Raw genomic sequence first — 20,412 nt, 5'->3', positions numbered from 1 at the left:
CTTTAACGACCAGGATTCAGGTTTTGTCACATCAGAATACCGTATTTCATGAGCTAATTAAACCTGTTGTGCGACAGGATTTTGAACAACTTGCTAAAGTACACCATGTTGGACAGAAATTTAGAGCGGCTTCCCGGTGGGATCAGTTTATTGCCATATTGATGTCTCAATTCTCTTGTAGACAAAGTCTGAGAGATATTCAATCCAATTTGGAGTGCCAACAGGAAAAGCTAAGTCATCTCGGAGCAAAGTCTATTCCCCGAAGCACGCTGGCACGAATCAATGAGCAGCAGCCTGCTGCCTTGTATCAACAGCTATTTTACAAGTTGCTTAAATACTATGAACACTCAAAAGTAGCTCATAAATTTCGCTTTAAGAATCCCTTGTATTCCTTGGATGCCAGTCATATTGACCTGTCGCTTTCCTTATGTGAATGGGCCAAAGTTCACGACTCAAAAGCCAGCATGAAACTCAGCATAGGATTGAATCACAGCAATGATATTCCTGAGTTTGTTGCAGTTGAAAATGGCAAAGAAAATGACATGGTACAAGGCCGCAAATTCCAGTTTCCTACTGGCAGCATTGTAGTTTTTGATAAAGGCTATGTCGATTACCAATGGTATGCAAATCTGACTGCTCAAAACATTGGATTTGTCACACGTTTTAGGCCTAAATCTGTGTATCAGGTGATCCAGCAACATCCAGTGCTTGAATCCAAAGGTATTCTAAAAGATGAAACCATTCAGCTGAATAGCGCACATGCCCTAAAAAGAAAAGCCCCAGTGTTAAGAAGAATTGAATATAGAGATCAGCAAAGTGGCAAGCACTTTAGCTTTCTCAGCAATAACTTTCATTTAGCCGCCTCCACCATTGCGGCGATTTATAAAGATCGTTGGAAAGTTGAGCTGTTCTTTAAGGCGATTAAGCAGAATCTCAAATTAAAAGCGTTTCTAGGCCGCAGCAGGAACGCAATTCAGACACAAATCTGGATTGCGATGATCGCCTATTTATTGGTGAGTTTCGCTCAACATTTAGGGAAAACAGGTTGGACAGTTCAACGTTTACTCAGAATAATTCAAGTGAATTTGTTTGAAAGAAGAACTTTAAAAGCTTTATTTTCACCCGATAAAATACCCATAAAACAAGAGGAAGCTCAAATGAGCTTCCTCTTGTGAAAAATTGTGGGACAGCAATGGAGCAGATGCTCCTTTTTTTATTTATTCAGAAAACGCTGGAAGTTTCTTAATATTTTTATACTGACAAATAAGGCAGCCAAAGCAAACAGGGCAATTGCAAAGACTGTATATTTGAGGTTGCTCATGTCATTTTGATAAAACTGCTGAATATCTTGTTTGTTATATTCTAAAGCAGTTGCTTTGCCGGTCCGGCTATCTCTGAACTGGATTTTTTCAATATAGAACAGATTTCCCGCTTTGATTAAGTCAACGCTCTGGATTTGTCGGGTATGCGATTGATTGTCTTCATCGCTACATAAAGCGCTGTAATGCTCACAATTGATTTTGGCCACATAACCATTTCCTGCAATCAGAATAAAAATGGCATTATCTGGTCGCTGGTTATTGGACACCAATACATACTGCTCGCCGGCTGTACTTTTTAAGGGAATGCTGGTGGCTTGCTGATAATGCTGTTCTGCTTGCAGAATTTCCTGAATTTTAGCAAAGCAGGTAAAACATAAGGACAACGTGATCAGAAAAATCACGCTGGCAAAACAGAGACGAAAAATGGTTTTGACAGTTTGATGCATGGGAGAAAAATTCAAAATAGAATGATGGGAAAGCAAAAGCCGAGTGCTGATCTGTATGTTAAATCATCATTCGAAAATACTGAAAAGAAACTTAACTCAATTCGATAAAAAAGCGGACTAAACTTGTTTTGCCAGAATACCTTGCTATTCAAATCTCTATTTTAACAACGCCTCTCGGCGCATAGTGCTCCATATCGCCCGATTTTAGGAAACCGAATGGGAAATTTCTTTTTTCTTCAGCTACTCACGGTGGTCTTTGCTCTGTCTATTGCCACGACCATGTTTAATAAGCGCGTTTTAGGCTTTCCGCAAGCGATCGGTGTCCCTATTGTCTCTGCAATCTTTGTTTTCATTTTGCAGTGGGGCGCCAGTTTACTGCATGGTAATCCATTCTTTAGCATCAATATTGACAATATCGAGCAGGCTGTTCGTCACGTCGATTTCTATGATTTTCTGATCAATGGTGTGATCTGTTTTATCCTGACTTCATCTGCGCTGAAGTTTAAGGTCTCAGATTTGCGTAACCACTGGCGGCCGATCAGTATTCTGGCCGGTCTGGCTTTAGTATTCTGTGCCGTGTTCTTTGGCGTGGTGTTATATGGTTATCAGTTCCTGATTGGTAAGCATGTTGACTTGCTGGTTTTGCTGTTACTTGGGGCGGCCTTGGGCGCCACAGATCCGATCGGCATCAAAGGTGTATTGAGTTCGGTTCGCGCACCGCATCATTTGATCGTCAAGCTTGAAGGCGAATCACTGTTTAATGATGCAATGTGTATTGCCTTATTTATGACCTTGCTCAATGTCCTGCAAGGTGAAAACTTTACGGTACTGGCAGTGCTGCAAACCTTGCTTTATGAAATTGTCGTGGCGGTGCTGATTGGTCTCGGATTCGGTTTTGCGATCTTGCGGATTTTGCGCGGCAAACATGAAATGGAATCTCTGATTCTGACCACGGCCTTGCTGGCTTGTGGTTCCTATCTGGTGGCTTTGCTGGCACATGCTTCCGCGCCAATTGCCTGTGTGATTGGTGGCTTGATTGTTGGCAATAAATGGAAAGAAATTCTGGCAGATGCCGAAATTGGTGACGTTAATCATTTCTGGCATACGGTTGAGGGAATTATCAATTCATTCCTGTTTACCCTAATCGGTCTGGAATTGTTTATTCTCGACTTGAGCACCAGTCTGGTTCTGGGCGGGATGGTGGCCTTTGTGATTCTGCATTTGGCTCGTTTTGCAGCCAACTATCTGGCCTTTGCCATGTTCCCAAAAGTCAGCAAGAAAAGCTATAACGGTAGTTTGACCATCCTGTCTTGGGGCGGAGTACGTGGCGGGATTTCTTTGGCCTTAATTCTGGCGGTCGCCAATATTCCTCAGCTGGAAGCCTATAGCAGTATTCTGGTGGGCTATACCTTTATTGTGGTGCTATTATCCGGTGTGGTATGTGGCTTGGGTCTGCCTGCGGTGATGAATGCATTTTATTATAATCCCAATGAAGAAACGCAGGGCTTTAAAGGCTGGTATCAACGTATGTGCCACAAGTTGAACCGTAAGGGCTTTCGCTATATTGTCGGGGAAGATGCCAAAGGAAATGAGACCATCACTATCTTTCAGCCAGAGATTCTGATTGATCAGAAAGATGCAGATGGCGTCGCCACGGTGCATCATCCAGATAAGGTTCAGGAAGTAAAACGCTTAGAAAATCCGGATAATTTCTAAAGTTAAAACTTAGAATCTCAATATGCTATGGATTTGTTGTTAGTGAGCTGAGATCGCTTGGGTTAGCGTATTTCATCAGGCTTGATTATTTTCATCTAGCTTTTTGTGGATAGGTTGAGGTGTGATCTTTTATTTAAATGAGCTATTAATGAGATGAAAATGACCCAGACAAGTTCAGCCAATCAGGAAATGACAGAAATGATTTTGGTTGTGGTCAATCAGATTCCATATGCCAAAGTCGCCACCTACGGACAGATTGCCAGACTGGCAGGTTTACCCAAACATGCGCGATTGGTCGGGCGAGTATTAAGTCATCTAGAATCGGACACTAATATTCCCTGGTATCGGGTGATCAATGCCCAAGCGAAAATCAGTCTGAAGCAACTGGACGAACATGGCCAGAATATTCAGCAGCAAAAACTCATGCAGGAAGGAATTTGTTTTAGAGGTGATCGAGTGGATTTAAAACGCTATCAATGGGATGGTCGAGTAGAGATATAAAAATCCCCACTTGGTGAAAAGTGGGGATTTTAAAGATGATTTAGTTGCGAATCACCATTACTGGAATATCCGCTTGGCCGAGAATGCTTTGCGCTACGCTGCCAAGGAACAGTTTTTTGAAGCCAGTACGGCCATGAGAACCAATCACGATCAGGTCAGAATTTAAATCTTTAGCTGCTTTGACAATCTCGCTATAAATTACCTGACCCTCAAGGAGCTGTGTATCCACTTCAACACCGGCACCAGAGAATTTTGCTTTGGCTTCATCCAGCGTTTTTAGGATGGAAGTGCGGGCACGTTCAATCAGGTCATTGGTTTGTGCCGCAGAGATATATTCCGCAGCGATATAAGGGTCCAGCGCCAGCACCTGAACCACTGTGACTTTACTGTTAAATGCTTTGGCAATTTCTACAGCTTTATCCACTGCAGCATACGATGTTTCTGAACCGTCAACAGGTACTAAAATATGTTCAAAAGGCATTAGAATTCTCCTAAGGGGAATTTAGAGTTATAAAATTATGACGCGTTAAACCGGGTACGAATAGTTGTTTATACTTTGATCATAGCCTGTATTGTATAAAAATAAAACCAAGTAAATACATAGGTATAATGTCTAATAGATTAAAGAATCAAGCACCTGTTTAGAGCTATTGAGCTGGGTGATTTATTTAGCCTAAGTTAATAATTTATATGTAATTAATGTGATAGCCTAAGACAGTGATTAATCACATCGAATAGAGGTCGGGTCTAATTTTATTTGCGGTGACAGCTGTTCATAGCGATTTAAAATTGTTTGAGTTTCACCTGCATAAATTTTTTGCTGTAGCTGCTGGATTTTATGTTCTGTCACATGTAAACGCACACAATGTAATGCAATCTGATTTTCCCGGGTTACCGCCAGTCGTTGGGTCTGATCATATTCCGGATAGCGCTCGATTTTCTGCTGTGCTCTGCTGAGTTGTGCCAAGGACCGTTTTTGCTGCATGCTCATCAGTTGTTGCTGATTAATCCACTGTGCCACATCACGTCTGACACCATTATAATCTACGAAAATAGGCGAGATGATCTGGCAGGCACTCAGGCTTGAAAGGCTAATGAGTAAAATAAGTATTTTGATTTTATACATTTGGTGAATCCTCGAAGAATTAAAGGGTGCTAGGAATGCGTGAATTACATACTAAAAAAAGCTTTTTTGTTTAAACTTTAAAAGTTTATTCTGTATTTGCATAAAGACTGAACATTTGTGTTTTAAAATGCTTGACGATAGAGGCTGAAATTACGATAATGCGCACACAGTTTACGGCTATGTAGCTCAGTTGGTTAGAGCACCGCACTCATAATGCGGGGGTCACAAGTTCAAGTCTCGTCATAGCCACCATTTTAAAAGACCAAGCTCTCAGCTTGGTCTCTTTTTTTGTCTTTTAAAAAGTACTGAAAACCATAAAAAATATTTGAAGCATCCACTAATTTTTGCAGTTTCAGCAAAACATCATTTTTCCTTCTTAATGTTGGGGCTATTCTTCATTTTACTGCCGCATAAAAAAAAATCGCCCAAGCATTCACTTGGACGATTCTGATTTACATCACTGAAAACAGAATTTAGCTACCTGCTTTCCAGCCATTGACGATTGGATAACGACGCTCACGGCCATAAGAACGTGAACTGATACGTGGCCCAATGGCACCTTGGCGGCGCTTGTACTCATTGATATCAACCAGACGAATCACTTTCTTCACGACTTCAGCATCAAAGCCTTTGGTAATGATATCGTCTTGGCTCATGTCTTCTTCAATATAAGAGTACAAGATCGCATCCAGAATGTCATAGGCCGGCAAAGAGTCTTGATCGACCTGATCTGGACGCAGTTCTGCTGAAGGCGGACGGGTAATTACACGTTCCGGAATCACCGGAGTTTCTGAAATGCTGTTACGATATTTCGCCAGTTCAAACACAATGGTTTTATACACATCTTTCAGAACCGCATAACCACCAACCATGTCGCCATACAGGGTGCAATAACCAACAGCTAGTTCAGATTTATTACCGGTTGCCAGCACCAGATTACCGAATTTATTAGATAAGGCCATCAATAAGGTGCCACGTGAACGTGCTTGCAGGTTTTCCTCGGTGGCATCGACTGGAGCATTACCAAAGAATGGGAACAGCACCTGCATAAAGCCGCTTACTACTGGATTGATTTCGGCAATACCGAAAGTCACGCCCATATTTTTGGCTTGAGCCGCTGCATCTTCGACACTGATTTGTGCAGTATAAGTATACGGCATCATCACGGCTTGAACTTTATCTGCACCAAGCGCATCTACAGCAATCGCCAAGGTCAGGGCAGAGTCAATCCCGCCAGACAGGCCCAGAATCACACCTGGGAAGCCAGAGCGTTGTACATAATCACGTGTGGCCATGACCAGGCTTTGATAAATCTCAGCCATGGTGTCTAAAGCAGGTGCAATTGCGCCTTTGCTGAATTGCAGCTGTTCAGCATTAAACTCTGCAATTGCCAGATTTTCCTGGAAAGTTGGTGCCTGTAAAGCCACCTCGCCAGATTTGTTGAGCACAAAGCTGGTGCCGTCAAAGATCAGATCATCCTGGCCACCGACCTGGTTACAGTACACCAGATTGATATTTAGCTGTTTGACCAAGGCCGCCATGGTTTCAATGCGATGTTGTGGTTTACCCACTTCATATGGCGATGCATTCAGTACCAAAGCTGTGTCGATATTCAATTTTGCCAGTTGCTGAACAGTGGCTAAAGACCAGACATCTTCACAGATCAGTACGCCAAATTTATGTCCAAGATACTCAAAAACCAGATGCTGATGACCTTCGCCAAAATAACGCTTTTCATCAAATACGCCATAGTTTGGCAACACTTGCTTGTTATAAACACCCAGTACTTCGCCATCTTTCATGACAGCAGCCGAGTTATAACGCTGACCATCTTCAGTTTGATTAACAAAACCAAAGACCATGACAATATCTTTTACTTCAGTCAGTTTTTCAAAAGCCGCTTTGGTGCGTTTCACCAGGCTCGGGCGAATTAATAAGTCTTCTGCAGGGTAGCCCAGCGTTGAAAGTTCAGGAAAGATAATCAGATCCGCTTTATCTTTTTTAGCCTGATTGGCCAGATCAATCATTTTTTGCGTATTTGCATCCAGATTGCCCACATGTGGAGAGAATTGAGCAATCGCAATTTTAAAACTTTTCATTCCAAGTAAATCCTATTCCTATAGGTTGATACACTAAATTACTGATTTTTATAATTCTAATTATTCAGTTGAGTGCACTTCGATATTCATAAAATGCCAAATGGCTTAAATAAAAAAACTTTTTATCGCATGATCATTGAATCTTAATCTGCGATGCAAAATAATCATACCGGCCTATTTTATCGAAATTCTATCGATAAGCTAGAGTTGATTTAGCAGAACAGGCATTGAGTGAAAAAAGTTATTATATAAAATTAGAAAATATGCTGATTTTTTATGCATCTAGGCTTATGTAGATTTAAAGACTGAAATCTAAATTTTGGCTTTTAAAATATGCCTTAGCTATATTGTTTGGAATTAAACTGATTAAATATCATCTGTTTATTTTTGGATTTAAAATAATATTCGGAATTTTTTTTAGAAAAATATCCCGGGCAATATCGCCTTGTTGTTCAATATTGTAGGTTGAAAATGATTTGTTGGGATTAAATTGATATTTGTACGGATTATATTTTCCCAAGCTGAGAAAATAAGCACTTTGTAAAAATGCCCCTTTTAAAAGCACATTGATCTGACATTGGTGTTGATAAATATGCGCCATCTCATGAATAAAGAGCGCTTGATAAGATAAACTCTCGCGCGAATAATCTTCTCGATAATTTAAATTGCGTACATGGATGTAGCCACTGGGGGCCATAATGACATGTTTGGATTGCCAGGGCAGGTAGGGGTGATTCATGATTTTAACGCGAGAATAATCGATCAGGTTGCCAAATACCTGTTGGGAAATTTTGATTTCACCAGGCGTTAGACTGCGGCACTTAAACTGTTCAAAACGAACCAGTCTTAAAATAAAGGGCAGAAAATACAACAGCATTCAATATGCATCCTGTTTTTAGGTGACTTAGTTCGTGAATATGATTTTGATATGCTAATTTTAAAACGTTTCAGGTCAATTTTTTGTAGGCTTTTGTCAGCACTAAAAAAAACCACCCGGGAGGATGGTTTTTTTTAAGTCTTTCGACGCGGTTCGAATTAACGAACGATATCGCGTTGAACTTCGCCAGTGTAAAGCTGACGAGGACGACCGATCTTGTAAGGACCGCTGTGCATTTCTAACCAGTGGCTGATCCAGCCAACAGTACGTGCAAGCGCGAAGATTACAGTAAACATTTCAGTCGGGATACCAATCGCTTTAAGGATGATACCTGAGTAGAAGTCTACGTTCGGGTAAAGGTTACGCTTGATGAAGTATTCGTCAGAAAGCGCGATACGTTCAAGTTCCATAGCCAATGCAAGCTGTGGATCATTGATGCCAAGTGCACCAAGAACTTCGTCACAAGTTTCTTTCATTACTTTCGCACGTGGATCGAAGTTTTTGTAAACTCGGTGACCGAAGCCCATTAGTTTAACTTCTTTAGTTTTTACTTTTTCCATGAAGCCAGCAACGTTTTCTACAGTGCCGATTTCGTCAAGCATCTTAAGAACAGCTTCGTTCGCGCCGCCGTGAGCAGGGCCCCAAAGTGCAGAGATACCAGCAGCGATACATGCATACGGATTCGCACCGGTAGAACCAGCTAAACGTACTGTAGACGTAGACGCATTTTGTTCGTGGTCAGCATGAAGCGTGAAGATACGGTCCATTGCTTTTGCAAGAATTGGATCAACTTTATAATCACGGTCTGCAGGAGTAGCAAACATCATGTGCAGGAAGTTTTCTGCATAACCAAGGTCGTTACGTGGGTAAACGAATGGTTGACCGATGGTGTACTTGTAGCTCCAAGCCGCCAGCGTAGGAATCTTCGCGATTAAACGAATTGCAGTGATTTCACGGTGGTTCACATCTTCGATGTCAAGGTTGTTGTGATAGAACGCAGACAACGCACCAACCACACCTACCATGATCGCCATAGGATGCGCATCACGACGGAAACCATTGTAGAAACGGCTAACTTGATCGTGAACCATTGTATGGTTACGTACTTTAGCGTCAAATTCTTCTTTTTGCTCAGCAGTTGGAAGTTCGCCATTTAACAATAAATAGCAAGTTTCCAAGTAATCAGCTTTAGTCGCCAATTGATCGATTGGGTAGCCACGGTGTAAAAGTACACCTTTGTTGCCATCGATGAACGTGATTTTAGACTCGCACGCAGCTGTCGCCATAAAACCAGGATCAAAAGTAAAGTGACCTGCAGCCAACACATCTTTAACGTCGATTACATCTGGGCCCAATGTGCCGCTGTAAATTGGTAGTTCAATTTCTTTGCCATCAAGCTGTAAAACGGCTTTCTTGCCAGTTGCTTCAGACATTCAATAGATCTCCTGTCCTGGTGAATGTATATCCGCTTTGTCTATCAATCTTTTAATGCACAAAACGGACGGATCAAAAATTTGCTATAAGATTAGTGAGTACTGAAATTTTGTCAATTATACTTATGGATGAAAAATGACGGCCGCACAGCAGTTTAGTCACATTCGCTCAGTATAAAAAGTTCAGTAAAATCACAGCATCAAACCTCTATAATAAGTCAAATTGATGCAGAGGTGCAGAAAAAAATAGACTGCTTGGGGCATTTGTAAGCGTTTTTTCCTAGCAAGAAATGCGGGCGAAAATAGTGAAAGATTAAGGTGAGCATGCTTAAAACTATATAAATCTCATAACTTACATCGTTTTTGCCAAGCTGAATTTAACAGGTAGAATTATAAATAAAAGCAATTAATTGAATTTTGAATATGGTTCAATTGATTAAAAAGTAGCTTAATAAATGGCCAGTTTTGCAGCAAAGGTAAGCAGTATAAAAATAAATGAATGATTTTTTGAATCTAAATGCTTCAAATCGATTGAAAAACCCATCGTGTGGTGTACTAAGTCGCTATTTAACATCAGGTTATCTGAATCACTGCGCTGCTGATGAATTGGGGCAATTGGTCTGTTAAATCTAGACACTTGATTTAAATCTGAATTAAAAAGAGATTTAAATAATATTTGTGATGGAACTGTGCATCTTTAGTCTAAAACTCAAACATGATCCTGTAGGCTGAAAACCGAGTAAATTAATCATCTTAATTATTTAAAAACAATCATATAGATAGGAATTGAAAGGGTGGAATAATATATAAAGTCTGACTTATTGTTGTTAATGATTCTTATTTAATGGTTTTTTATCCAAAAAGCCAAATTCAGCCGTTTGTATTTTAATAGTTCACGTTTTATAATTCAGTGTCGTTTTGATTTTAGGCATGTATTTGCCTGAGAATGCCAGCTTTCCTTCGAATTAATTCCAACAAACTCCGGATGGAGTTTTTACTTACAGGATGCCCGCTGTGAAAAGCAACAGACCTGTCAATTTGTCCATGGGTCAAGTTTTAGAAGTAAACTTAAAATCACCCGTGGCTATTGCATCAATTCTACACCGTCTTTCAGGTGTTATCGTATTCTTACTCGTACCGGTCCTTCTATGGATTTTAGACAAGTCATTGTCTTCGCCTGAAGGTTTTGCGCAAGTTCAAGAAATCTTTAATGGTTTCATTGTTCGCTTTATTGTATGGGTATTTGTCGCCGGCATGATTTTTCACTTTATTGCGGGTGTTAAGCATTTACTTGCTGACATTGGCGTTGCTGAAGAACTAGAAAGTGGCCGTGTTGCATCTACTATCGCATTAATCTTGTCTGCAATCGGTATTGTTGCAGCATTTGTATGGATCGTACTCTAATGAAAAGCGCTACTGGTTTAACAGGTTCAGGTTCTCGCGATTGGTTTCTCCAACGTGTCAGTGCTGTAGTTCTAGCTGTTTATACCGTTGTTGTACTGGGTTGGATTCTACTGAATGGTGGTTTCAACTTTGAACAGTGGTACGGCTTTATGATGACAGTTCCAATGAAGATCATGTCTTTGTTGGCGGTCTTATCTCTTGTTGCACACGCATGGATCGGCATGTGGCAGGTATTCACGGATTATGTGACTACTCGTCAAATGGGTCCTTCAGCTTCAGGTTTACGCCTTGTACTGACTTCAGCAGTAATCATTGCTGTACTTGCATATGCAATCTGGGCGATCCAGATTTTTTGGGCGAATTGATAGGAAACAATCATGGGCGCTATAAACCCTAAAGAAGATTACACAAATATTCCGCACGAAACTTTCGATGCTGTCATCGTTGGTGGTGGTGGTTCAGGTATGCGTGCGTCTTACCAACTTGCTCAAGCTGGTTTGAAAGTTGCGGTTCTGACTAAAGTATTCCCAACTCGTTCGCACACTGTTGCAGCGCAGGGTGGTATTGGTGCATCTCTTGGTAACATGCAAGAAGATAACTGGCACTACCACTTCTACGACACTGTAAAAGGTTCGGACTGGTTAGGTGACCAAGACGCAATCGAGTTCATGACTCGTGAAGCGCCTCAAGTGGTTTATGAACTTGAACACTTGGGTATGCCATTTGACCGTAATGCTGACGGTACAATTTACCAACGTCCATTCGGTGGTCACTCAGCAAACTACGGTGAAAAAGCGGTTCCTCGTGCGTGTGCTGCTGCCGACCGTACTGGTCACGCACTTCTTCACACGCTTTATCAAAGCAACGTGAAAATGGGCACTCAGTTCTTCGTTGAATGGATTGCGCTTGACCTGATCCGTAACGAAAAAGGCGACGTTTTAGGTGTTACAGCAATTGATCAGGAAACTGGTAAAATTGCGGTATTCCAAGCAAAAGCGACTTTGTTTGCTACTGGTGGTGCTGGTCGTGTTTACCGTGCATCTACAAATGCTTATATCAACACTGGTGACGGTCTTGGTATGGCAGCTCGTGCAGGTATTCCATTACAAGATATGGAATTCTGGCAATTCCACCCAACGGGTGTTGCGGGCGCAGGCGTATTGTTAACTGAAGGTTGTCGTGGTGAAGGTGCAATCCTTCGTAACAAAGACGGCGAACCGTTCATGGAACGTTATGCACCAACTTTGAAAGACTTGGCGCCACGTGACTTCGTATCACGTTCTATGGACCAAGAGATCAAAGAAGGTCGTGGTTGTGGTCCTAAAGGCGATTACATCCTGCTTGATATGACGCACCTAGGTGCGGATACGATCATGAAACGTCTTCCATCTGTATTCGAGATTGGTAAGAAATTCGCGAACGTTGACATCACTAAAGAGCCAATTCCTGTAGTACCAACAATCCATTACCAAATGGGTGGTATTCCAACGAATATTCATGGTCAGGTGGTTGTTCCTGAGTCTCCTGAAACAGAAGCGCTTGTTGCTAACTACAACAAAGACACCGACGTTTACTCTACCAATGCTGAAGGTCGTGACTTTGCTAAGCCAGTAAAAGGTTTCTATGCAATCGGTGAATGTTCATGTGTATCTGTACACGGTGCAAACCGTCTAGGTACGAACTCATTGCTTGACTTGGTTGTATTTGGTAAGGCCGCTGGTCAACATATCATTGAATATGTTACTAAACAGCACGATGGTGAATATGAGCCACTTCCAACAACTGTGCTTCAAGAAACTGTTGAACGTATTCGTAAACTTGACGAATCGACTACAGGTGAGAATGCTCAAGACGTTGCTGATGCAATCCGTGATATCGTTCAAGATCACGCTGGTGTATTCCGTACATCTGCGCTTCTGGACGAAGGTGTGAAGCAGATTCTTGCAATTGAACCGCGCGTACGCAACATTCACTTGAAAGACAAATCTAAAGTATTTAACACTGCACGTATTGAAGCACTTGAAGTTGAAAACTTGTATGAAGTTGCGAAAGCAACGCTTATTTCAGCTGCTGCTCGTAAAGAATGCCGTGGTGCACATACGGTTGTAGACTTTGAAGAGTCTCCAGACCATGCTGAATACCCATATGGTCGTCGTGATGATGAGTGGATGAAGCACACTTTATGGTTCTCTGCAGACAACCGTCTAGAGTATAAGCCAGTTCGTTACCGTCCATTGTCGGTTGACGCGATTCCACCTAAACCACGTACATTCTAATCAGGAGAATTCAGATGAGTAGAGGTACTCGTACATTTCATATCTACCGCTACGATCCTGACAAGGATAAAGCACCGTACATGCAAACTTTTAAGCTGGAACTGACTGACAAGCACCGTATGTTGCTTGACGCACTTCTCGCATTAAAAGTACAGGACGAAACTTTAACGTTCCGTCGTTCATGTCGTGAAGGTATTTGTGGTTCTGATGGCGTGAACATCAATGGTAAAAACGGTTTGGCGTGTCTTTGGAACCTGAACGATTTACCAAATGAAATTACTGTTCGTCCATTGCCTGGTCTTCCTGTAGTGAAAGATCTGGTGGTTGACATGAACCAGTTCTATGATCAGTACAACAAGATCCATCCATTCTTGATCAACAACCAGCCTGCACCGCCTAAGGAACGTTTACAGTCTCCTGAAGAGCGTGAGCATCTTGATGGTCTATATGAATGTATTCTATGTGCATGCTGTTCAACTTCATGCCCGTCATTCTGGTGGAACCCGGACAAGTTCTTGGGTCCTTCAGCATTGTTGAACGCTTACCGCTTCATTATTGACTCGCGTGATACGGGAACACAAGAGCGTTTGGCTCGTCTAGACGACCCGTTCTCATTGTTCCGTTGTAAAGGCATTATGAACTGTGTATCTGTATGTCCTAAAGGCTTGAACCCAACTAAAGCAATCGGTCACATCCGTAATATGCTTTTAGATATGGCAGGCTAATAGGCTGCTCTTCGCAGTTTAGAAAAAAGCACACCTTCAGGTGTGCTTTTTTTATGCAACCTATTGGAAAAATTAAAAAATCATAAGATAAAAATAAAGATACTATACTTAAAATGTATAAAGTTGAGTGAAACAGTTAGGAAAAGGGTAAGGGCTTTGAGCGCCATATAAGAAGAACATGTGATTATTTTGGGTATTTATGATTTTTAGATGTAAAACTGACCTGAAAAATAGCAAGAACGATGTTATTATATAACGGAAATTTAAGGAGGGAGTGGATTGAAAAGTTTGCTCTCTTTTTATTTATCGGAAATGCTTAGGACTTAAGTCTACATTGAATCTATTTTTGAGATAAAGCACCATATATTAGAGTAAAATATCTGAACTGTATTTAGCCAATTTATGGAAGGTATGTGTCAAAAAAATCAATTGAAAAGTTGAGAACATGTTAGCATTTAGCCCATGACTATGTTTAAAAAATGCCACGCCAGGTACATTTTTTAAACACTGCATAATCAGGGACTGGTATATAAAAGGTAGACCCGAGTCGCTTTAGAAAAAATCTTTGTTAATGCTTGCTTTTTTCTAAGTCGATTTGCAAAAAATTGCCCGGTTTCGATCGGGTATTCAATGAGTGATGATGCCGCTGAGGGGCGTTATTGTTCATTAAACATATCAAGATTTTCTTGGTGTGGTGATAACGCCTCATGGCTTATGCCTTATGGGGGACTAGTATCATATTACCAATTTGATGCTAATAATCCTGGGTTTTGCTTAAAAAGCATCCTGAAAATGTTTTTGCAATAGGAAATGGGTCCACAAATGCAAGAAGTTGCTGACGCTCTGCGTCTTGACACTGAACTTTCCGCTGATAGTGCAGCGTATATTGAAGAACTTTATGAGCAGTATCTGACTGCTCCAGACTCAGTGGGTGCTGACTGGAGAGCGTACTTCGATAAATTCCCAAAAGGTGATCAACCACACAGTAATGTACGTGAGCAATTCCTACTTTTAGGTCGCAATTCAAGCCGTATTCAGCCTATTGTTCAGTCGACAGTCAGCTCAGAGCATGAACGTCGTCAAATTGGCGTACTACAGCTGATTGCTGCGTACCGTAACCGTGGCCACCAGAAAGCAAAACTGGATCCATTAGGTTTGGCGAAGCGTGAAGTTGTGCCTGATCTAGATCTTGCTGCGCATGGTTTGACTCAGTCTGACTTAGACACAGTATTCAATACTGGTAACCTGGCGATCGGTAAAGAAGAAGCGACTTTGGCTGAAATGGTTCAGTCAATGGAAGCCACTTACTGTGGTTCAATCGGTGCTGAATACATGCACATCGTGGACACCAAAGAAAAACGTTGGATTCAACAACGTCTAGAAAGTGCACGCGGTCAATATGGCTTCAATGCTGATCAAAAGAAACATGTCCTTGAGCGTTTAACTGCGGCTGAAGGCCTAGAAAAATATCTTGGTAATAAATTCGTTGGTGCCAAACGTTTCGGCGTTGAAGGTGGTGAAGCATTCATCCCGATGGTCAACGAAATTATTCAGCGTGCAGGTTCTGTAGGCTGTAAAGAAGTTGTGATCGGTATGCCTCACCGCGGCCGTTTAAACCTTCTTGTTAACATCATGGGTAAGAACCCGGCTGACCTGTTTGGTGAGTTCGAAGGTAAGTCTATTCACAAGAAAGGTTCTGGTGACGTTAAGTATCACCAAGGCTTCTCTTCAAACGTGATGACTCCAGGTGGCGAAGTTCACTTGGCATTGGCGTTTAACCCGTCACACCTTGAAATCGTTGGCCCTGTGGTTGAAGGTTCAGTACGTGCACGTCAAGTACGTCGTAAAGACATTGGCGGCGATGACGTATTGCCACTAATCGTACACGGTGATGCTGCATTTGCAGGTCAGGGCGTTAACCAGGAAACTTTCCAGATGTCACAAACTCGCGGTTATACCGTGGGTGGTACAGTGCACATTGTAATTAACAACCAGGTTGGTTTCACGACGTCTGATCCACGTGACGCACGTTCTACAGAATACTGTACTGACATCGCAAAAATGATTCAGGCACCGATCTTCCATGTGAATGGTGATGATCCTGAAGCTGTGGTGTTCATTTCACAATTGGCACATGACTTCCGTCATACCTTCCGTAAAGACGTTGTGATTGACATGTTCTGCTACCGTCGTCGTGGTCATAACGAAGCGGATGAGCCAGCTGCAACTCAACCAATGATGTATCAAGTGATTAACAAGAAAGCGACTACGCGTACGCTTTATGCGGATCAATTGGTACAACAGGGTGTTCTTGATCGCGCAAGTGCAGATCAAATGGTTGAAAACTACCGTGCAGACCTGGAAGCGGGTAATCACGTTGCCAATGCACTGGTACTTGAACCAAACAAAAAAATGTTTGTGGATTGGACTCCTTACTTAGGTCATGAGTACACAGACGAGTGGGATACAACTTTCCCAATCGAACGTCTAAAAGAGCTTGGCAAGAAAATGCGTGAGCTTCCTGAAGGCTTCGTGATGCAGCGTCAAGTTGCAAAAGTAATTGATGACCGTCTGAAAATGCAAACGGGTGAAATGCCTCTGAACTGGGGTGCTGCTGAAACTCTGGCGTATGCAACTGTACTAGATGATGGTTACTTGCTTCGTTTAACGGGTGAAGACGTAGGTCGTGGTACTTTCTCACACCGTCATGCAAAACTGCATAATCAGGTAGATGGTTCAACTTATCTTCCACTGTGTAACCTGAAAGAAAACCAGCCGCGTACTGCAATCTATGACTCTTTATTGTCAGAGATGGCTGTATTGGCATTTGAATATGGTTATGCGACGACTCTTCCTAAGAGTTTGATCATCTGGGAAGCGCAATTCGGTGACTTCGCAAACTGTGCACAGGTTGTCATTGACCAGTTCATCTCATCTGGTGAAACCAAATGGGAGCGTGTATGTGGCTTAACTATGCTTCTTCCACACGGTTTTGAAGGTCAAGGTCCAGAGCATTCATCTGCACGTTTGGAACGTTTCTTGCAGCTATGTGCTGAAGACAACATGCAAGTCATCACACCGACCACGCCTGCGCAGATTTTCCACGCATTACGTCGTCAAGCGATTCGTCCAATCCGTAAGCCATTGATTGTTACTTCGCCGAAATCTTTACTTCGTCACAAGCTTGCTGTATCTAGCCTTGAAGAGCTTGCAAACGGTACATTCCAAACCGTGATTGATGAAGTAGACAACATCAACAAGTCAGATGTAACCCGTCTGGTACTGTGTGGTGGTAAGGTGTATTACGACCTAGTTGAAAAACGTCGTGAAAAAGAATTGAACAACACTGCAATTGTACGTATTGAACAATTATATCCATACCCAGAAAAACGCCTGGCAGAAGTGCTTGCGCAATATCCAAACGTTAAAGAACTTGTTTGGGCGCAAGAAGAACCGAAGAACCAAGGCGCTTGGTTGTTCATCGCACCGCGTCTATATGACGACGTGATGAAAGCGGGTAAACAAGTACGTATTAGCTATGCAGGCCGTGAAGCTTCTGCTGCACCGGCATGTGGTTCACCATATTTGCATGCAAAACAACAAGCTCAGCTCATCAACGACGCGCTTGCGATCGACGCTGAATAATCCAGGAGATTCTAAGTAATGGCAACCGAAATTAAAGCACCGGTATTCCCAGAGTCAGTTGCGGACGGTACGATCGCAACTTGGCACAAACAACCAGGTGAAGCAGTGTCACGTGATGAAGTGATCTGCGATATTGAGACTGATAAAGTTGTTTTAGAAGTTGTTGCTCCTGCAGACGGTACACTTGCATCTATTATTAAAGGTGAAGGCGATACTGTTCTTTCAGCTGAAGTCATTGCACAGTTTGAAGAAGGTGTTGTTTCTGGCGCTACGCAAACTCAAGCAGTTCAGTCTGAAGAGAAAGTTGAACAAGCTGCTGCGCAAACTGAAGCGGGTAATGCACCGATCGTTGAACGTCAACAAGTACAGGATCAGGCTCCAGCAGTGCGTAAAGCATTGACTGAATCTGGTGTTGCAGCAGCTGATGTTGCAGGTACAGGCCGTGGCGGTCGCATCACGAAAGAAGATGTGGCAAATCATCAGGCGAAACCGGCAGCACCTGCAGCGCAACCATTAAGCGTTGCAGTGGGCGAGCGTATCGAAAAACGTGTTCCTATGACTCGTCTTCGTAAGCGTGTTGCTGAACGTTTACTTGCAGCGACTCAAGAAACTGCAATGTTGACGACGTTCAACGAAGTGAACATGAAACCAATCATGGAAATGCGTGCTCAATACAAAGATGCATTCGAGAAGCGTCACGGTGCGCGTCTTGGCTTCATGTCATTCTTCGTTAAAGCAGCAACTGAAGCACTTAAACGCTATCCAGCGGTAAATGCTTCAATTGATGGCGATGACATCGTGTATCACGGTTACTACGACATTGGTGTTGCAGTTTCATCTGAGCGTGGTCTAGTGGTTCCTGTACTTCGTGATACAGACCGCATGAACTATGCTGAAGTTGAAAACGGCATCCGTGCATATGCTGGCAAGGCACGTGACGGTAAACTGGGTATCGAAGATATGACTGGCGGTACATTCACTATTACTAATGGTGGTACTTTCGGTTCATTGCTTTCTACACCAATTCTAAATACACCACAAACTGCGATTCTGGGTATGCATAAAATCCAGGAACGTCCGATGGCGGTGAATGGTCAAGTAGAAATCTTGCCAATGATGTACCTTGCACTGTCTTATGACCACCGTTTAATCGATGGTAAAGAAGCAGTCGGTTTCCTTGTAACAATCAAAGAATTGTTAGAAGAGCCAGCGCGTCTGATCCTTGATCTGTAATTTATTCATTAAAAATCTCCCCTAACCCCTCTTTAAAAAGAGGGGAAGATCCCTCTTTGGAAAAGGGGGATTAATAAGGGGGACTAGTTGGAGATAAACATGTCTCAATTCGATTTAGTCGTAATTGGTGGTGGCCCGGGCGGCTACGAAGCAGCAATTCGTGCAGCTCAACTTGGTTTTAAAGTTGCGTGTATCGAAAAACGTATTCATAAAGGTAAACCATCTTTAGGTGGTACTTGCTTAAACGTCGGTTGTATCCCGTCTAAAGCTTTACTTGATTCTTCACATCGTTATGAAGATACAGTTCAACATCTAGATGACCATGGTATTACGACTGGTGAAGTTAAATTCGATCTTTCTAAAATGCTGGCTCGTAAAGACAAAGTTGTAGATCAATTGACTGGCGGTATCGATCAGTTACTTAAAGGTAATGGCATCGAGTGGTTAAAAGGTACGGGTAAACTGCTTGCAGGTAAAAAAGTAGAATTTGTTTCTCACGAAGGTGAAACTCAAGTTTTAGAGCCTAAATATGTGATTCTTGCGACGGGTTCTGTACCAGTAAATATTCCAGTGGCTCCTGTAGATCAAGACTTAATTGTTGATTCTACTGGCGCGCTTGAATTCCCAGAAGTACCTAAGCGTTTAGGTGTAATTGGTGCGGGCGTGATCGGTCTTGAGCTTGGTTCTGTATGGCGTCGTCTTGGTGCTGAAGTTGTTGTATTTGAAGCAATGGATGCATTCTTACCAATGGCTGATAAAGCATTGGCAAAAGACTTCCAAAAACTGTTGACTAAGCAAGGTATGGATATCCGTATCGGTGCAAAAGTTGCAGGTACTGAAATCAATGGTCGTGAAGTAACGGTTAAATATAACCAAGCTGGTGAAGACAAAACTGAAACTTTCGATAAATTGATCGTTTGTGTCGGTCGTCGCGCATATGCTGAAGGTTTATTGGCTGATGATTCAGGCATTAAATTGACTGAACGCGGTTTGGTTGAAGTCAACGATTGGTGTGCAACTTCAGTTGAAGGCGTATACGCAATTGGTGACTTGGTACGTGGTCCAATGCTTGCGCATAAAGCAATGGAAGAAGGCGTAATGGCGGTTGAGCGTATTCACGGTCATGCTGCACAAGTGAACTATGACACCATTATTTCTGTAATTTACACACATCCGGAAGCGGCGTGGGTAGGTTTAACAGAACAGCAAGCGACTGAAAAAGGTCACGAAGTTAAAACGGGTCAATTCGGTTTTGCTGTGAACGGTCGTGCTTTAGCTGCGGGTGAAGGTGCCGGTTTCGTGAAGTTTGTTGCTGATGCAAAAACGGATCGTTTACTCGGTATGCACGTGATTGGACCTGCTGCGTCTGATATCGTTCACCAAGGTATGATCGCGCTTGAGTTTGTATCTTCAGTTGAAGATCTTCAGTTGATGACTTTCGGTCACCCGACATTCTCTGAAGTGGTACATGAAGCTGCACTTGCAGTTGATGGGCGTGCAATTCACGCGATCCAACGTAAGCGTAAGTAATTCGAAAAAAGAGCGACTTAGGTCGCTCTTTTTACATTTCATGGTTGTTTTTATTGGAACAATCATCTAAAAATAAAGA

16 protein-coding genes and 1 tRNA gene are annotated in these 20,412 nt (G+C 42.3%); 11 read left to right on the top strand and 6 right to left on the bottom strand.

Features of this window, described 5'->3' with window-relative positions; genetic code table 11:
- Window positions 1-23: 23 nt before the first annotated feature.
- A complete protein-coding gene (locus ACO1B7_RS02875; protein WP_338840946.1) occupies window positions 24-1,175 on the top strand; it encodes an IS4-like element ISAbe18 family transposase in 1,152 nt (383 codons plus the stop codon).
- 38 nt (window positions 1,176-1,213) lie between these two features.
- Here ACO1B7_RS02875 and ACO1B7_RS02870 read toward each other — a convergent pair whose 3' ends face one another.
- The gene (locus tag ACO1B7_RS02870) at window positions 1,214-1,768 is read right to left on the bottom strand and encodes a hypothetical protein (RefSeq protein WP_004279422.1); all 555 of its coding nucleotides are present in this window, start codon (window positions 1,766-1,768) and stop codon (window positions 1,214-1,216) included.
- Between the two features lie 216 nt (window positions 1,769-1,984).
- Here ACO1B7_RS02870 and ACO1B7_RS02865 point away from each other — a divergent pair, with 216 nt between their 5' ends.
- Both ACO1B7_RS02865 and ACO1B7_RS02860 read left to right on the top strand, forming a co-directional pair.
- Complete coding sequence (locus tag ACO1B7_RS02865; protein WP_004279423.1) at window positions 1,985-3,484, top strand: cation:proton antiporter; 1,500 nt, start codon at window positions 1,985-1,987, stop codon at window positions 3,482-3,484.
- A gap of 159 nt (window positions 3,485-3,643) precedes the next feature.
- Entirely contained in the window at window positions 3,644-3,985 is a 342-nt protein-coding gene (locus ACO1B7_RS02860; RefSeq protein ID WP_004279424.1) for an MGMT family protein, read from the top strand.
- A 40-nt stretch (window positions 3,986-4,025) separates the two neighbouring features.
- Here the strand turns inward: ACO1B7_RS02860 and ACO1B7_RS02855 are convergent, their stop codons facing one another.
- Together ACO1B7_RS02855 and ACO1B7_RS02850 are read right to left on the bottom strand one after the other, a co-directional pair.
- Window positions 4,026-4,466: a universal stress protein gene (locus ACO1B7_RS02855; RefSeq protein WP_004279425.1), complete on the bottom strand. Its 441-nt coding sequence runs from the start codon at window positions 4,464-4,466 to the stop codon at window positions 4,026-4,028.
- Between the two features lie 240 nt (window positions 4,467-4,706).
- A complete protein-coding gene (locus ACO1B7_RS02850) occupies window positions 4,707-5,111 on the bottom strand; it encodes a hypothetical protein (protein ID WP_004279426.1) in 405 nt (134 codons plus the stop codon).
- A gap of 175 nt (window positions 5,112-5,286) precedes the next feature.
- Here ACO1B7_RS02850 and ACO1B7_RS02845 point away from each other — a divergent pair.
- Window positions 5,287-5,363: transfer RNA gene (locus tag ACO1B7_RS02845), tRNA-Met, on the top strand.
- A gap of 221 nt (window positions 5,364-5,584) precedes the next feature.
- Here ACO1B7_RS02845 and ACO1B7_RS02840 read toward each other — a convergent pair.
- The 3 genes from ACO1B7_RS02840 to gltA all read right to left on the bottom strand — a co-directional run bounded on the left by ACO1B7_RS02840 (window position 5,585) and on the right by gltA (window position 9,520).
- A complete protein-coding gene (locus tag ACO1B7_RS02840) occupies window positions 5,585-7,210 on the bottom strand; it encodes an NAD+ synthase (protein ID WP_005262357.1) in 1,626 nt (541 codons plus the stop codon).
- 373 nt (window positions 7,211-7,583) lie between these two features.
- Window positions 7,584-8,087 carry a hypothetical protein gene (locus tag ACO1B7_RS02835; protein WP_004279428.1) on the bottom strand — a complete coding sequence of 168 codons (504 nt, stop codon included), beginning with the start codon at window positions 8,085-8,087 and terminating at the stop codon, window positions 7,584-7,586.
- A 158-nt stretch (window positions 8,088-8,245) separates the two neighbouring features.
- On the bottom strand, window positions 8,246-9,520 hold the full coding sequence (gltA, locus tag ACO1B7_RS02830; protein WP_004279429.1) for a citrate synthase: 1,275 nt from the start codon (window positions 9,518-9,520) through the stop codon (window positions 8,246-8,248).
- Window positions 9,521-10,525: 1,005 nt separating this feature from the next.
- On the opposite strand from gltA, the gene sdhC reads away from it, so the two are divergent.
- From sdhC to lpdA, 7 genes are all read left to right on the top strand, one after another.
- A complete protein-coding gene (gene sdhC / locus ACO1B7_RS02825; protein WP_004279430.1) occupies window positions 10,526-10,924 on the top strand; it encodes a succinate dehydrogenase, cytochrome b556 subunit in 399 nt (132 codons plus the stop codon).
- Window positions 10,924-11,289, top strand: a complete 366-nt coding sequence (sdhD, locus tag ACO1B7_RS02820; RefSeq protein WP_004279431.1) for a succinate dehydrogenase, hydrophobic membrane anchor protein — start codon at window positions 10,924-10,926, stop codon at window positions 11,287-11,289. Before sdhC ends, sdhD begins: the two co-directional genes overlap by 1 nt.
- A 12-nt stretch (window positions 11,290-11,301) precedes the next feature.
- Window positions 11,302-13,200, top strand: coding sequence for an FAD-binding protein (locus ACO1B7_RS02815; protein WP_004279432.1), 1,899 nt, complete (start codon window positions 11,302-11,304; stop codon window positions 13,198-13,200).
- Between the two features lie 14 nt (window positions 13,201-13,214).
- Window positions 13,215-13,925, top strand: coding sequence for a succinate dehydrogenase iron-sulfur subunit (locus ACO1B7_RS02810; protein ID WP_004279433.1), 711 nt, complete (start codon window positions 13,215-13,217; stop codon window positions 13,923-13,925).
- Between the two features lie 822 nt (window positions 13,926-14,747).
- Complete coding sequence (locus ACO1B7_RS02805) at window positions 14,748-17,570, top strand: 2-oxoglutarate dehydrogenase E1 component (protein ID WP_004279434.1); 2,823 nt, start codon at window positions 14,748-14,750, stop codon at window positions 17,568-17,570.
- 18 nt (window positions 17,571-17,588) lie between these two features.
- Window positions 17,589-18,803, top strand: a complete 1,215-nt coding sequence (gene odhB, locus ACO1B7_RS02800; protein ID WP_423089802.1) for a 2-oxoglutarate dehydrogenase complex dihydrolipoyllysine-residue succinyltransferase — start codon at window positions 17,589-17,591, stop codon at window positions 18,801-18,803.
- 99 nt (window positions 18,804-18,902) lie between these two features.
- A complete protein-coding gene (gene lpdA / locus ACO1B7_RS02795; RefSeq protein WP_004279436.1) occupies window positions 18,903-20,333 on the top strand; it encodes a dihydrolipoyl dehydrogenase in 1,431 nt (476 codons plus the stop codon).
- Window positions 20,334-20,412 lie beyond the last annotated feature (79 nt).

This window comes from Acinetobacter lwoffii (assembly GCF_049367455.1).
GTDB lineage: Bacteria > Pseudomonadota > Gammaproteobacteria > Pseudomonadales > Moraxellaceae > Acinetobacter > Acinetobacter lwoffii_W.
The sequence above is the reverse complement of the archived record's forward strand: the minus strand, read 5'-3'. Positions and strand labels throughout refer to the sequence as shown.